The organism is Jiangella endophytica (assembly GCF_003427025.1).
GTDB lineage: Bacteria > Actinomycetota > Actinomycetes > Jiangellales > Jiangellaceae > Jiangella > Jiangella endophytica.
This window is the reverse complement of the sequence record NZ_QVAI01000014.1, coordinates 206,852-220,978: the sequence shown is the minus strand read 5'-3', so window position 1 is coordinate 220,978 and position 14,127 is coordinate 206,852. Positions and strand designations below refer to the sequence as shown.

Sequence of the window (14,127 nt, the reverse complement as noted above, 5' to 3'; positions counted from 1 at the left end):
ACCGCCGTGCGGTGCCCGAGGTGGACGCTGCGCGCGCTGAGTGAGTACACGTCGTCGCGGCGGCCGAGCCAGGCGTCGTCGCCGGGGTCCAGCAGCCGGTCCCAGGCCGCCTTGTCCGCCGGGCGGAGCTCGCCGTCGACGTCCGCGCGGTCGACCCGGTGGCGGAGGCTGAGCAGCACCGCGTGCAGGTCCTCCGCGCACAACGGCACCGGCCGCTCGAACGTGAACGTCTTGGTGGTGACGTCGACGAGGCCGGCTCGGCGCAGCGCGGTCGGCCAGCCGTACGGCATCGGCACGCTGCCCGGGACGCCGGCGCGCATGCGGGCGAACCAGCGGTCCTCGGCGGCGGCCAGCCGCACCTCGATGCCGGGGTCGCCGACGCCGACGTCCCACGGCAGATGCTGGGCGGGCAGGCCGCCCTCGGCCAGCGCCAGCCGGCCGCCGGGCGCGAGCAGAGCCGCCAGTGCGTCGATGGCCGCCTGCTGGTCGGCGAGGTGGTGGATCGCCGACGCCGCCCAGATGATGTCGGCGCTGCGGGCCACCAGTGGCAGCACGGCGAGGTCGGTGTCGAGGTCGGCGCGCAGCAGCCGGATGTGGCCGTCGTCGACGCCGGACTCGACGATGCGCCGGCGCGCCGCGTCGAGCACCTCGCCGTCGCCGTCGACCCCGACGACGAACGCGGCCGGCGGCAGCGCCGCCCCCAGCGCACAGGCCATGCCCGCGCCGCCGCAGCCGATGTCGACGGCCAGCCGGTCATCCGGCCGAGTCAGCTCGCGGGCCACCGACGTGTACCAGGCGGCGTCGTCGGCGACCGCGGCGCACAGCCGCTCGGCCTCGTCGGCCCAGTTGATGACGATGGCGTTGTGGTGGACGTTCATCGCGGTCCCCCCTCGGCCGGCCCGGTTGCCGGCCTGGACCTGTCGAGCGGTGGATCAGCCGCAGCCGCAGGCGCCCCCGCAGCAGCCTCCGCCGCCACCCGAGGGCGCGGCGCCGGCGCGGCCGGACAGGCCCACGGTGGTCAGCAGCTTGACGGTGTCGTCGTGGCCGGCCGGGCAGGGTGTCGCGGCGCCCGCGTCGGCCATGGGCCGGACGACGTCGAAGGTCGAGCCGCAGGAGCGGCAGCGGAACTCGTAGGTCGGCACGACGTCGAGAATACCGGCCGCCGGCGTGCGCGGGAATGTCCCGGCATCCAGACGTGTTGTTGAGAACGACAATCAGAAGGAGGCTGTCGTGAAGAATCGCATCCACCCCGACTACCGGCCGGTGGTCTACCGCGACGCCGACGCCGGCATGGCGTTCCTCACCCGCTCGACTGCCCGCACCGAGCAGACCGTCGTGTGGGAGGACGGGAACACCTACCCGGTCGTCGACGTCGAGATCTCGTCCGCGAGCCACCCGTTCTACACGGGGAGGACGCGGATCCTGGACTCCGCGGGCCAGGTGGAGAAGTTCCGCCGGCGCTATAGCGCGAGTTCGGCCGCGAGTTGAGAAGGGGCGAGCGGGGTGAGCGGCGGGGCCGCTCGCCTCGCTCGTTTCTCGTTGGGCTGCCGGGGCCCGCACCGGCCGGGGGTGGCCCGCCGCGGGGTGCGGCCGCCGGCCCTGTGGCTATGGTGCGTCTCCGGCCGCAGCGCCGATGCCCCAGGCGGCTACCGCGCCAGCTCGGCGGCCTGAGCCAGCAGGTACGAGCGTTCCACATCGTTGCCGGTCAACGCGGCGGCCTCCTCGTAGGAGGCCGCCGCTTCCACGTTCCGGCCCAGCCGCCGCAGCAGGTCGGCCCGGACCGCCGGCACCCCGTAGTACCCACCGAGTCGCGTGGCCAGTGCGGCGACCTCGTCCAGCGCCGCCGCGGGCCCTGTGACGTGCGACCGTGCGGCCACCCGGGCCAGCTCCGTCACGGGTGACGGCGCGGCGGCCACCAGCAGGTCGTAGAGCGCGACGACCTGTGCCCAGTCGGTCTCCTCGTACGACTGAGCCTCCGAGTGCACCGCCGCGATCGCCGCGTGCAGCGCGTACGGACCGGCCCGTCCCGGCACCGTCCGCCGCATGGCCCGCGCCGCCAGTTCACAGCCCGCCTCGACCAGCCCGCGATCCCAGCGGGACCGGTCCTGCGACGACAGCAGCACCAGCCCGCCGTCACCGTCCAGTCGCCCCGGCCGCCGAGCCGCCGCCAGCCGCACCGTCGCCAGCAGGCCCAGCACCTCGGCCTCGTCCGGCATCAGCTCGGCCAGCACCTCGGCCAGTTCCGTCGCCGTGCCGACCAGCTCCGGCCGGCCCAGCGCCGCGCCGCGCGAGGCCGTGTGGCCCTCGGTGAGCAGCAGCGACACCACCGCCAGCGCGGCCGGCAGCCGGTCCGGCAGCTCGTGATCGGCCGGCACCCGGTACGGGATCCCGGCTGCCTGGATCTTCTTCTTCGCGCGGGTCAGCCGGGCCGCCATCGTCGGCTGCGGCACCAGGAACAGCCGCGCGACGTCGGGCGTCGGCACGCCGCACACCAGCCGTAGGGTCAACGCGACCCGGGCCGGCAGCGACAGCGCCGGGTGGCAACAGGTGAAGACCAGCCGCAGCCGCTCGTCCTCGATCGTCTCCCGGCCCGCGGGCGCGTCGTCGCCCGGCACGATCAGCAGCGGCAGTTTGCGGGCCAGCGTCCGCTGCCGCCGCATGGCGTCCAGGGCGCGGTTGCGGGCGACGGTCGTCAGCCAGCCGGTGGTGTCGTCCGGAACGCCCTGGCGCGGCCAGAGCTCGACGGCCGCGGCGAACGCCTCCTGGACGGCGTCCTCCGCGGCGTCGAGGTCGCGGGTGACGCGGACCACCGTGGCCAGGACTCGCGCCCAGCCACGGCGGTGCGCGTCGGCGACCGCGCCGGCGATGGTGCCGACCGCGTCGGTCACGTCCCGGTGCCCCACAGCGGCCGGATCTCCGTGCCGGTGCCGGTCGGGCAGTGCCGGGCGATCTCGACGGCGTCGTCGAGATCGGCGGCCTCGACGATATAGAAGCCGGCGAGGTTCTCCTTCAGCTCGACGTACGGGCCGTCGGTCACCAGCAGGTCCTGGTCCGGACCGGCCGGACGCAGCGTGGTCGCCGTCGTCGACGGCCGCAGCGCCTCGCCGGAGAACTCGATGCCGCGCCCCCGCAGGTAGGCGATGAACGCCGCATGCTCGTCCAGCGCCGCCGTGCGCTCGGCCTCCGGCACCGCGTCCCAGTCGGTGTCCTGCTCGAACAACATGAGCATGTACTTCATGACGCCTCGTCCTTCCGTCTCGGTGGCTGTCTATCACCGTTGACGAACGAGGTGCGCGGGAATCGACATAGGCTCGGCGGCAACACGGGAGGTGCGATGAGCGAGCAGGTCGACGTGGTGGTGCTCGGACTCGGCGTGGGCGGTGAGCAGGTCGCCGGATCCCTGGCCGAGGCGGGTCTGAACGTCATCGGCATCGAGGGCCGGCTGGTCGGCGGCGAATGCCCCTACTTCGGCTGCATCCCGACCAAGATGATCATCCGGTCGGCCGATCTGCTGGCCGAGGGCCGGCGGAGCGACGGCATGGCCGGCCACGCGGACGTCACGCCCGACTGGGCACCGGTCGCGGCGCGCATCCGCGACGAAGCCACCGACGACTGGAACGACCAGGTCGCCGTCGACCGCTTCACCGGCAAGGGCGGCCGGTTCGTCCGCGGCTGGGGGCGCCTGGCCGGTCCGGGCCGGGTCGAGGTCGACGGCACGGTGTACGAGGCGAGCCGCGCGGTGGTCGTCGGCACCGGGACGGCGCCGTTCGTGCCGCCCATCGACGGCCTCGACGGCACGCCGTACTGGACCAACCGCGACGCCGTCCAGGCCAAGGAGCTGCCGGCGTCGCTGCTGGTGCTCGGCGGCGGCGCCATCGGGCTGGAGCTGGCGCAGGCGCTGGGCCGGTTCGGCGTCCAGGTCACCGTCGTCGAGGCGTCCGACCGGCTGCTCGGCGTCGAGGAGCCCGAGTCGTCCGAGCTGGCCGCGCGGGTGCTGGGCGCCGAAGGCGTCGAGGTGCGGGTGGGTGCCGCGGCCGAGTCCGTGCGGCACGACGGCGAGCGGTTCACCGTCACGCTCGGCGACGGCGTGCAGCTGAGCGCCGAGAAGCTGCTGGTGGCCGTCGGCCGGCGCACCGACCTCGCGGCCATCGGCGTCGACACCGTGGGGCTCGACCCGTCCGCTCGCTTCCTCGCGGTCGACGACCACCTGCGGGCCGGTGAGCGGCTGTGGGGCGTCGGCGACGTCGTCGGGCACGGCGCGTTCACCCACATGGCGACCTACCAGGCCGACATCGTCACCCGCGACGTCCTCGGCCAGGACGGCCCACCGGCCGACTACCGCGCGCTGCCCCGGGTGACGTTCATGGACCCGGAGATCGGCGCCGTCGGGCTCACCGAGGCGCAGGCGCGCGACGCCGGGCTGGACGTGCGCACCGGCAGCACGCAGGTCCCGTCGACGTCACGCGGCTGGATCCACAAGGCCGGCAACGACGGCTTCATCAAGCTGGTCGCCGACGCCGGCCAGGGGGTCCTGGTGGGCGCCACGTCGGCCGGGCCGACCGGTGGCGAGGTGCTGGGAGCGCTGTCGGTCGCGGTGCACGGGCGCGTCCCGGTGGAGCGGCTGCGGCACATGATCTACGCCTACCCGACCATCCACCGCGGCATCCAGGACGCGCTCCGCGACCTCGACCTCGGCTGACGCGTTACGAGAGCCAGGACATCGGATCGGTGAAGTCGCCGTTCACCAGCACCTCGAAGTGCAGGTGGCAGCCGGTCGACGACCCGGTGGTGCCGACGCGGCCGATGAGGTCGCCGGTCGCCACGGACTGCCCCGGGCTGGAGCTGAACGCCGACAGGTGGTTGTACGTCGTGGTGACGTCCAGTCCGTTGACGTTGCCGTGCGCGATCTCGATGCGGTTGCCGTAGGCGCCCGCGTAGCCGGTCGACTCGATCGTGCCCGGGTAGGCCGCGTACACGGGAGCCCCGCACGCCGCGCCGAAGTCGGTGCCGCTGTGCAGCTTGTACACGCCGGTCACCGGGTGCACCCGCATGCCGTACGGCGAGGTGATGCTGCCGCTCGCCGGGCGCTGGAAGACGCCGTTGCCGCTGGGCGGGGGCGTGTCGGTCGTGCCGTCGTCCTCGCCGCGGTCGCCGCGGTCGGGCTGGTTCTCGGCCGCCTCGCGCTCGCGCTGGGCCTGCTCGGCCGCAGCGTGCACCTCGCGCATCTTCTGCAGCTGCTCGTTGGCCGTGGCGCTCGCCGCGGACGCCTCCTCGAGGGCCGTGGTGGCCTGCTCGTACAGCGTCTTGGCGGCGGCCGCGGACTCCTCCGCTGCGGCCGCGTGGCCGTCGGCCCGGCTGGCGGCGTTCGTGGCGTTGGCGCGCGACTCCGCCGCCTCGGCGAGGACGCTGTCCTGGACCCGCATGAGCTCCGAGACGCCGGTCGACCGGGCCTGGAACTCCTCGGGATCGGCGATGCCGAGCTGCATGAGGCCGGTGAGCTCGGAGTTGTTCATGTACGCGTGCGCCGCCAGCCGGCCCAACGTCTCGTGGGCGGCATCGGCCGCCGCGGCGGCGTTGGTGCTCTCGCCACGCGCCCGCTCGGCGCGTGCGGTGGCGCGGTCGGCGGCAGACCGGGCGTCGGCGGCGGCCTGGCTGGCCTCCTCCGCACGCTGCTGCGCGGCTCGCTCGGTCTTCTGGGCCTCGGTGAACGCCGCCTGCGCGGCCTCGAGGTCGGCCTGAGCCTCCTCGACCGAGGGCACGGTGGACGCGGCACGGGGATCGGGCACTGCCGTCGAGGACGTCATTCCCCAGGAGAGACATCCGGCGGTGACAGCTGCGGCCACGATCGGCCCCAGTGATCGTCTCCTCACTCGGGGCCCTTCCTGTCTGCGGTCATCGGCCGCTACTGTAAGCGGGCTTTGCCCGATATACAACCAATGGCTGTAGTGGCGGGGGTGTGTCGTGCTCGACGCCGGTGCTGAGTTGGAGGCCGCATTGCGCCCTTTGACCTGGCCTGATGCCGAGTTGGTCGCCGGTGGTGGCAACTACTTGCGCACTGGCGGAACGTGGGTCTACACGAACTCGCGCCAGCCGGTCCCGGGCGCCGAGGACGTGACGTTCGGCCGCCGCTACGCCGGCGCCCCGCGGGCCACCCGCGACGACGGCGAGGTCGTCCTGCTGGACCGCGACTGGCTGGAGGGCCCCGACGCGCGGCCGGAGCTGCGCTGGTGCATCCCGCTGGCGACGCTCGGGTCGGCGGCGACCGTGGAGGTGCCGGTGGACGAGATCCTGGCGCGGTCCGAGGTCGTGGTGGGCCTGTGGGCGCCGGAACTCGACCCGGCGGCGCTGCTGACGGCGTCGGCGATCGCCCGCTTGCTCGGCGTCACCCGCAGCACCGTCAACGCCTACCACGCGCGCCAGCAGATGCCGCCGCCCATCGTCACGCTGAACCAGCGGGTGCCGCTGTGGACCCGGCCGATCATCGACCACTGGGCCGCCCGGCAGACCCGGCGCCGCCGCCCCGCGCTCTGAGCCTCGTTCGCGGCGACTCTGTCGGTGCCCGCCCGTAGGGTGGGCCTCCCACCCGGCCGGGCGGGGTGTCACCGGGTTCGGCGCACGGGACGCACCGCGCACGGACGGACGGCGCACGGGACGCACAGCTGACCGGGGCCGGCACACGGTGGTCAGGTCGCGACGAGCGCGTCGACGGCGGCCGGCGCGTACACGTGCCCGGTGACCAGGGCGGCCATGCCGACGGCGGCCGGGTGGTGGGCCGTGCTCGGCACGATCTCCAGGTCGCCGGTCAGCCGGTCGAGCGCGTCGGCCCGCACGGCCGTACGCACCTCGTCGACCACCGCCGACAGCCGCCCGAGCGCGCCGCCCAGCACGATGGTCTGCGGGTTGACCAACGCGACCAGCCCGGCCAGCGTCCGGCCGAGCAGCCGCGCCCCGTCGCGCAGGTCCGCCGTCGCCGCCAGCCGCGCGGCGAGATCGTCCGACGACGACGGCGTCACGCCGCGCCGCCGCAGCAGCGCGTAGCCCGACGCGTACGCCGCCAGGCACCCCGTCCGCCCGCACCGGCAGGTCGGCGCGTCGCCGCCCGAGCCGGCCCGGATGTGCCCGATGTCGCCGGCCGCGCCGTCGAACCCGCACAGCAGCGCGCCGTCCAGCACCAGGCCGGCGCCGATGCCGTGCGCGTACTTCACCGCGAGCAGCGGCGTGGCGCCCGGCCGTTCGGCCGCCTCGCCCAGCGCGTGCGCGCGGGCGTCGTTCTCCAGCAGGACGGGGACCGGCCAGCGCGCCCCGATGACGGCGGCGATCGGGAAACCGTCCCAGCCGGGCATGACGGTCGCCGGGCGCAGCAGCCCGGTCACCGGCGACACCGGGCCGGGCAGCGCGACGCCCACCCCGACCAGCGTCTCGCCGTCGGCCGCCGCCAGCAGGCCGTCCGCGACGTGGCACACCGTCGCCAGCACCACGTCCGGCGGGCCGGCGATGTCCAGCGGCAGCTCGCGTTCGCGCAGACTGCGCCCGGTGAGGTCGGTGACCGCGATGCGCCCGGTGTGGTGGTCGAGGTCGAGGACGAGGACGACGCGGCCCTGGTCGGCGAACCGGATCAGCGCCGCCGGACGGCCGCCGGTCGGCCCGGCCGGCCCCGCCTCGTACACCAGCCCGGCGCGGAACAGCGCGTCCAGCCGTTCGAACAGCGTCATCCGCGACAGCCCGGTCTCGGCCAGTAGCTGCTGGCGGGTCCAGTCGTCGCGGGAGCGGATCAGCTCCAGCAGCCGGCCGGGCGAGCTGCCGGCCGTCGCCGCGGGCCGGCCGGTGGTACGCAGCGCCGTCACGCTAGCCCCTTACGTACAGCGAGTTGACAAAAGCAGGACGATACCGAAGCCTGGTCGCTGGGGCGACATCCCGGCGACATCGGAGGAGGCGCGGTGCGGGTCCCTGTCAGTGATGTGGGGCTCGGCGACCGCGCGGCCGACGTCCTGCGCGGCAACGACCTCGGCTCCATGACGGCGGCGGCGCCGCGGCTCTACCCGCACATGTGGAGCTGGGACTCCGGGCTGATCGCCGTCGGGCTGGCTCGGTTGTCCGTGCCGCGCGCCATCACCGAGCTGCGCACGTTGCTGCGCGCCCAGTGGTCGACCGGGATGATCCCGCACATCGTCTTCTCCGAGGGCGACGGCTACTTCCCCGGCCCGGAACGGTGGGCGACACAGGCCGCGGCGGCCGCCCCCGCCGCCGTCCGGACGTCGGGCATCTGCCAGCCGCCGGTGCACGCCATCGCGGTGCGCCGCATCCTCGACGCCGGGCGCGCCGCGGGCGGCGAGACCCGCGAGCAGGCCGAGGCGTTCGTCCGTGAGACATTCGGGTCCTGGCTGGCCTGGCACCGCTGGCTGGCCACCGCGCGCGATCCCGACGGCCGCGGCCTGGTGGAGATCCACCACGGCTGGGAGAGCGGCATGGACAACTCGCCGCGCTGGGACCAGCCCTACGCCGCCGTCGTCCCGGGCGACGACCTGCCCGGCTTCGTCCGCACCGACGTCCACCACGTCGGCGACGTGCGCGAACGGCCCACCGACGCCGAGTACGGCCGGTACCTGTGGATCGTCGAGCAGCTGCGCCGGGTCCGCTACGACGACACCGCCGCCCGCGAGGTCGTCGCGTTCCGGGTCGCCGACGTGTTCATGTCCGCGATCCTCGCCGTCGCCAGCGACGAACTGGCCGCTCTCGGCGACGAGCTGGGCTTCGACGATGATGCCGCCGAGCTGCGCGAGCTGGCCGCCCGGTTCCGCGCCGGCGTGCTGTCGACGGTGTCGCCGTCGACGGGACTGGCCCGCGACCTCGACCGCCGGTCCGGGCGCTGGATCGAGACCGAGACGATCGCCGGCTTCGCCCCGCTGTTCTGCGGCGCCGACGGCGGCCCCGTCGTGGCCCGGCAGCGGTCGCTGTTCTGGGGCGAGCGCTGGTGCGGGCACCCCGAGCTGGCGCATCCGCTGCCGCCGTCGGTCTCGCCCGCAGACCCGGGCCTGCAGGCGAGGACGTACTGGCGCGGCCCGGTCTGGCCGATCATGTCGTGGCTGTTCGGCTGGGCGTTCGAGCGCCAGGGCGACGACGACGGCGCCCGGCGGCTGCGCGACGCGTCGCTGCGGCAGCTCGCCGGCGGCGACTTCGGCGAGTACTACGAGCCGTTCACGGGCGAGCCGCTGGGCAGCCTGCACCAGTCCTGGACCGCCGCCGTCGCCCTCGACTGGCTGGCGCGCTGACTCACCCGATCTCGGCGAGAACGGCGTGCAGCTGCCGCGCCGCGGCGTCGGCGCCCGGTCGTCCGTGCCGGCGCATGAACCCGAGCAGCTCGGCCGCGGCGGCGATGAAGCACCAGCGGAGGACGGCCCGGCCGGCGACCCGTCGGCCGGCGTCGATGACCGCGCGCCGGGCCGCGGCGCCGACCTCGCGCGCGGTGAGCAACGTCGCGTAGTCGTAGGCCCGGGTGCCACACCCCAGCGCCTCGATGTCGACGACTCCGCTGACGCGGCCGCCCTCGAAGAGCACATTGCCGGGCCGGAAGTCGCCATGCACCAGATCGGCCGCGGGCAGGTTCGCCGGCGGGCCGGCGGGGAGCTGGCGCTCGCACTCGGCCACGAAACGCCGCCCGGCCGGTCCGGCCGCGGCGACCGGGTAGCTGAGCGCCGGCCACCCGTCGGTGAGCAGATTGCGGACGTAGGCCGACCAGTCGCGCCGCGGGTCGGGGCCCAGTCCGGCCTGCCGCTCCAGGACGTCGATCAGCGCCGTCGCCTGTCTCGGATCCACCGTGTCCAGCGCACGGCCACGGACGTACTCCTGGACCTGGTAGGCCCCGCCGCCTCGCGTGCGGCCGACCGCGTACCAGGCCGGCGTCGGGTATCCGGCGGCGCGGACCCGCGCGACCGCCGTGGCGGCGCGAACCACCTGCGGCGCCCAGTCGCGGTCCGGGCCCCACTTCAGGACCGCGGACCGGCCGGACCGGTCGGCCAGCAGCCAGGCGCCCGTCTGGAATCCGCCGTCGAGCGGGCGGACCAGCGACCACCGGGGGCCATGCCCGGCGTTGACCTCGGCGAGGACCGACTCCGCGTCCACGCCGTGATCGTCACACGACGTCGCGACGGTGCGCACGCGGAATTCCGGCCGGGTCAGTCCGCCGGCAGCGCCGCCGCCCGGATGATCTCCTGGTCGATCCGGTTGCCGGCGGCGTCGGCGGCGCCGAAGCGGAGCGAAACGAACCCGGTGTGGCCGCGTGGCGGGCGGTTGGGCAGATGCGCCGCGAACGTGTCGCCGGTGCGGCGCACCCGAAGCGGCTGCCAGCTGGCGCCGTCGTCGTACGACACGTCGACGGTGAGGCCGGTGATCCGCGATTCGGCGCCGGCGAGGTGCCCGGCGGCGACGGAGATCTCGTTCGGGCCGCGCCGGTCCCGTGGCCCGGGCAGCCGGTTGCCGAGATCGGCGCCGAAGTCGTGGTCGAGGGTGAGCAGCGGCACCACGGCAGGCGGCTGATCGGCGGGCGTCGTGCCGGAGACGAACGTCCACGAGGTCCGCGTCCGTGTCGACAACGCCGCCCACGGGGTGTGATTCTCCAGCGAGTAGTCGATGCGGTAGGTCTCGTCGCCCGGCGGCAGCGGGATCGTGCCGCCCGGCCGCTCCCTGCCGCTCGCCTCGCCGAGCAGCCTGTCGCCGTGCCAGACCTGGAACAGCCCGTCGTAGCCCGCGCCGTCGCCGTCGGCGACGGCCTCGGCGAAGTGGTCGTCGGCGTCGACATAGCCGGCCGTGGGGATGATCAGCTCGTCGCCCTGACGGGTCATCGGCGCGCTGCTGTCGAAGCCCGGCACCAGCGGTTGCCGCAGCCAGCTGGTCTGCCGGCGGCCCGGCTCGTCGTAGGTCAGGAACGGGCTGAGCGGCTTGAGCGGGGTGACGAACGGGTCGGGCCAGTTGTGGTTGTACGGGCTCTGCGGCGTGTAGAGGCCGTGCTGCCACTCGGTGCCGGGATCGGGCACGTAGTAGTCGACCCGCCGGTCCGGCGTCGTCCGGATCGGGTACGCCCAGGTGACCGAGAAGTCGGCGCCCGGCTCGAACGCCCACGACGTGTCGCTGAGCGTGCCGTCGAGCTGGACGTGCAGGTCGCGCTCGACGGCGGCGAGCTCGTCGGCGTCGGCGACGTGGCTGAGGTCGGCGGGGATCTGGCCGCGCTCGGTGTGGACCAGGTCGTAGCGGAGCGGGTTGTCCGGGTCGCCGGTCGCCGTGACGGTGAGCGGTCCGTCGGCGAGCCGTTCGAGCAGCGCCAGGCCCTGCTCGTGCGACAGCCGGACGGCGGGCACGTCGATGTGGACGGGGTCGCCGGTGACCTCGGCGCTGGACCCGGGCCGGTCGTGGTAGACCGCCACCAGGGCGGCGCCGGCGGCGGCCGCCCGGTTGACCTGCTCGCCGGTCGGGACGGTGTCGGATCGGCGGACCAGCGCCAGTGCGCCGTCCAGGTCCAGCCCGGCGAGGTCATCGGGCTGCCCGTCGCCGATGTCGACGACCGGCAGCGTGGCCGTGCCCTCGAACATCGGGAACTCCCAGCTGTTGTCGCTGAAGGCGTCCGGCGGCAGGTACACGGGGTCGAGCCGCAGCCCGTCGGCGGCCAGGGTGATGTCCGGCGGGCTCAGCCGGAACCGCGTCGACGCGGTGAACGAGCCGAGCATCACCTCGTCGGTGGGCTGCAGGAACAGCCGCTCCTCGACCTGCGCTCCCGGCGCGTTGATCAGGTAGTCGGCGGTGGCCGGTCCCTCGACGGGGGTGCGCACCCAGTTCAGCGCCGCGGCGCCGCCGAGGTTGGCCCGGGTCTCGTGGTCGGGCGTCGTGATCTCCACCTCGACCGCCTCGCGGGCGTCCATGACCAGCGACATGTCCTCGGCGACGGTGACCTCGGGGTCGCCCACCAGCGCGGAGTGCAGCGGCGTCGTGGTGTGGACCGAGCCGTCGCTCACGTCCCACGCCGGCTTCGTGACCACCCAGGCCAGCATCGAGTACGTGCCGCCCGGGACCCGCACGCAGATCGCCTGCTCGGGCACCTGGCTCCGGCACGGCTCCCACATCTGCTCGCCGGTGTCGACGCTGACGATCGGGGTGGGGAGGAAGCTCCCGAACGGGAGGGCCGGCCGGCCGTCGCCCGCGACCGCCGTGAGCGTGACCTCGAAGTGCTCGGCCTCGACCTCGAACGAGACCGGCATGCGCACGGGTGCGGCGCCGCTTGCCGTGGCCCGCAGCTCGCCGGCGTACTGGCCGGGAGTGCCACCGGCGACGTCCAGGACGACCTCCGCGGTCGCGACCGTTCCCGGCTCGACGACCAGCTGCGACGGGGTCACCGTCAGGCCGCCGGCGTCGGCGCCGGGCAGGTCGGCCTCCAGCCGCACCGTCACCGGCGCGTCCCCGACGTTGCGGTAGGTGACCGTGCGTTGCTGCGGCGGGACCGGGCCGTCCTCGGGGAACGGGACCAGCCCGAAGTCCAGCGCCTCGCCACCGGCGAGCACCGGGCCGGCCAGCGCGCGGCGCACGTCGATGCGGCCGGTGCCCTGGTCGAACAGACCCTGGCCGGCCGAGGGGATCGCGGTCGACATCAGGGCCGACTTCAGCTCCGCGGCGGTGAGGTCCGGGTACGCCTGGGCCAGCAGCGCGGCGGCGCCGGCGGCGTGCGGTGCCGCCATCGACGTGCCGGTGTAGGCGACGTAGGGGTCACCGCCACCGGCCCGCGCTGCCGAGATGCTCACGCCCGGCGCGGTGACGTCGGGCTTCACGGAGTACCTGCCGAAGACCGGGCCGCGGTTGGAGAAGGCGGCCAGCCGGTCCTCGCGGTCGACGGCGCCCACGGTGAGGGCCGACGGGGCGTCGGCCGGGCTGCCGATGCAGGCGGCGCACCTCTCGTTGCCCGCGGCTGCGACGAAGAGGATGCCGTACTCGGCGGCCAGCCGTTCGACGGTCGCCGTCAGCAGCGGCGCCTCGACGTGTCCGGGGCCGAGCCCGAAGCTCATGTTGACGATGTCGGCGCCCTGCTGCGCGGCCCACTCCATGCCGGCGAGCGCCCAGGAGATCTCCCCGTACCCGTCGTGGTTGAGCACCTTGCCGTTGAGCAGTGACGCGCCGGGCGCCACACCGCGGCGGTCGCCGCCGGAGGCCTCGCCGGTGCCGGCCGCGGTCGACGCGACGTGGGTGCCGTGCCCGGCGCCGTCCGTGGTGTCGGGATCCGAGGAGAAGTTCGCCGCCGCCTGGACCTTCCCGGCGAGGTCGGGATGGGTGTCGTCGATGCCGGTGTCGAGGACGGCGACGGTGACGCCGGTGCCGTCGAACCCGGCGTCCCAGGCGGCCGGTGCGCCGATCTGCCCGGTGCTGCGGTCCAGGCTCGCCTTGATGCGGGCGTCGAGCCAGATCTTCTCCACCCCGGCGAGCGGCTGGGACGCCAGCGTCCGGACGTCGTCGCCCGTGGTGGTCAGGCCGAGCACCGCCGCGCCGAACACGCCGGGCTCGGCGTCGACGGCGACGGCGTTCAGCGCGGGCAGCTCGAGGGCGGTGGCGGCACCGGGGACCGGCTCCGCGTCGAGCGGCCGCACCATGTCGTCGGCGTAGTCGAGGATCAGCGGCAGCGTGTCGCCGGCCCGCTGCGCCGCCAGCGTCTCGATGTCGAACAGCGCGGCGTCGAGCCGCGACGGCACCAGCGCGGCGACGTCCGTCGGGATCACCGACGTGGTGTCGCCCCGGCCGGTGACGTGGAACTGCGGCACCACGCCGTTCGGCCGGGGCGCGGGGTCGACGGTGATGCTCTGCCGCCCGTCGGCCGCCTCGTGCACCTGGACGCGGTCGCCGGTGACCAGCGTCACCGTGACGTCGTGCGGCGCGGCTCCGAGCGTCGTCGCGGCCGCGTTCGCGGGCGTGGCCGCCGGCCCGTCGGCATGCCCGGGTGTCGCCGCCACGAGCGTCGCGACGACCGACCCGCCGAGGAGGATCGCGGGGAGACGACGCCTGGATGTGCCCGACCGACCGCTCATGACCGCGGCTCCTTCACTGTGTCACCGGAGGGCTGACCGCCTCAGTGTTCGAGGTGGACGTACCGGCACGCCA

Annotated in this window: 12 protein-coding genes; 4 read left to right on the top strand and 8 right to left on the bottom strand. The window is 74.8% G+C overall.

The window, feature by feature from the left end; all coding sequences use genetic code 11:
• Positions 1-878, bottom strand: an 878-nt coding sequence (locus DZA62_RS25410; protein WP_157987903.1) for a class I SAM-dependent methyltransferase, incomplete at its 3' end; no start/stop codon positions are given.
• A gap of 54 nt (positions 879-932) precedes the next feature.
• Positions 933-1,142: an FmdB family zinc ribbon protein gene (locus DZA62_RS25405; protein ID WP_116951730.1), complete on the bottom strand. Its 210-nt coding sequence runs from the start codon at positions 1,140-1,142 to the stop codon at positions 933-935.
• A gap of 88 nt (positions 1,143-1,230) precedes the next feature.
• Here DZA62_RS25405 and DZA62_RS25400 point away from each other — a divergent pair, with 88 nt between their 5' ends.
• Positions 1,231-1,488 (top strand): type B 50S ribosomal protein L31, encoded by a 258-nt coding sequence (locus tag DZA62_RS25400; RefSeq protein ID WP_116951729.1) that lies wholly within the window; start codon positions 1,231-1,233, stop codon positions 1,486-1,488.
• A 158-nt stretch (positions 1,489-1,646) separates the two neighbouring features.
• On the opposite strand, the gene DZA62_RS25395 is transcribed toward DZA62_RS25400, so the two are convergent.
• Together DZA62_RS25395 and DZA62_RS25390 are read right to left on the bottom strand one after the other, a co-directional pair.
• Positions 1,647-2,888 (bottom strand): RNA polymerase sigma factor, encoded by a 1,242-nt coding sequence (locus DZA62_RS25395; RefSeq protein WP_116951755.1) that lies wholly within the window; start codon positions 2,886-2,888, stop codon positions 1,647-1,649.
• Positions 2,885-3,238, bottom strand: a complete 354-nt coding sequence (locus DZA62_RS25390; protein WP_116951728.1) for a YciI family protein — start codon at positions 3,236-3,238, stop codon at positions 2,885-2,887. The genes DZA62_RS25395 and DZA62_RS25390 overlap by 4 nt, the downstream gene beginning before the upstream one ends.
• Before the next feature lie 96 nt (positions 3,239-3,334).
• On the opposite strand from DZA62_RS25390, the gene DZA62_RS25385 reads away from it, so the two are divergent.
• Complete coding sequence (locus DZA62_RS25385) at positions 3,335-4,699, top strand: dihydrolipoyl dehydrogenase family protein (protein ID WP_116951727.1); 1,365 nt, start codon at positions 3,335-3,337, stop codon at positions 4,697-4,699.
• A gap of 4 nt (positions 4,700-4,703) precedes the next feature.
• Here DZA62_RS25385 and DZA62_RS25380 read toward each other — a convergent pair whose 3' ends face one another.
• A complete protein-coding gene (locus DZA62_RS25380) occupies positions 4,704-5,786 on the bottom strand; it encodes a M23 family metallopeptidase (protein WP_157987902.1) in 1,083 nt (360 codons plus the stop codon).
• Between the two features lie 262 nt (positions 5,787-6,048).
• Here DZA62_RS25380 and DZA62_RS25375 point away from each other — a divergent pair, with 262 nt between their 5' ends.
• A complete protein-coding gene (locus DZA62_RS25375; protein ID WP_157987901.1) occupies positions 6,049-6,531 on the top strand; it encodes a helix-turn-helix transcriptional regulator in 483 nt (160 codons plus the stop codon).
• Positions 6,532-6,683: 152 nt separating this feature from the next.
• Here the strand turns inward: DZA62_RS25375 and DZA62_RS25370 are convergent, their stop codons facing one another.
• The gene (locus tag DZA62_RS25370; protein WP_116951724.1) at positions 6,684-7,844 is read right to left on the bottom strand and encodes an ROK family transcriptional regulator; all 1,161 of its coding nucleotides are present in this window, start codon (positions 7,842-7,844) and stop codon (positions 6,684-6,686) included.
• A 93-nt stretch (positions 7,845-7,937) separates the two neighbouring features.
• Between DZA62_RS25370 and ggh the strand changes: the two genes are divergently transcribed.
• The gene (gene ggh / locus DZA62_RS25365) at positions 7,938-9,269 is read left to right on the top strand and encodes a glucosylglycerate hydrolase (protein WP_198664165.1); all 1,332 of its coding nucleotides are present in this window, start codon (positions 7,938-7,940) and stop codon (positions 9,267-9,269) included.
• A 1-nt stretch (position 9,270) separates the two neighbouring features.
• Here the strand turns inward: ggh and DZA62_RS35940 are convergent, their stop codons facing one another.
• Both DZA62_RS35940 and DZA62_RS25355 read right to left on the bottom strand, forming a co-directional pair.
• The gene (locus tag DZA62_RS35940) at positions 9,271-10,119 is read right to left on the bottom strand and encodes an aminoglycoside phosphotransferase family protein (RefSeq protein WP_157987900.1); all 849 of its coding nucleotides are present in this window, start codon (positions 10,117-10,119) and stop codon (positions 9,271-9,273) included.
• A gap of 53 nt (positions 10,120-10,172) precedes the next feature.
• On the bottom strand, positions 10,173-14,054 hold the full coding sequence (locus DZA62_RS25355) for a S8 family peptidase (RefSeq protein WP_116951722.1): 3,882 nt from the start codon (positions 14,052-14,054) through the stop codon (positions 10,173-10,175).
• Positions 14,055-14,127: the final 73 nt, after the last annotated feature.

Excerpts from the sequence above, each read along its gene's own strand:
- DZA62_RS25385 (WP_116951727.1), top strand. The coding sequence starts at position 3,335 with ATGAGCGAGCAGGTCGACGTGGTGGTGCTCGGACTCGGCGTGGGCGGT.
- DZA62_RS25390 (WP_116951728.1), bottom strand. The coding sequence starts at position 3,238 with ATGAAGTACATGCTCATGTTGTTCGAGCAGGACACCGACTGGGACGCG.
- DZA62_RS25355 (WP_116951722.1), bottom strand. The coding sequence starts at position 14,054 with ATGAGCGGTCGGTCGGGCACATCCAGGCGTCGTCTCCCCGCGATCCTC.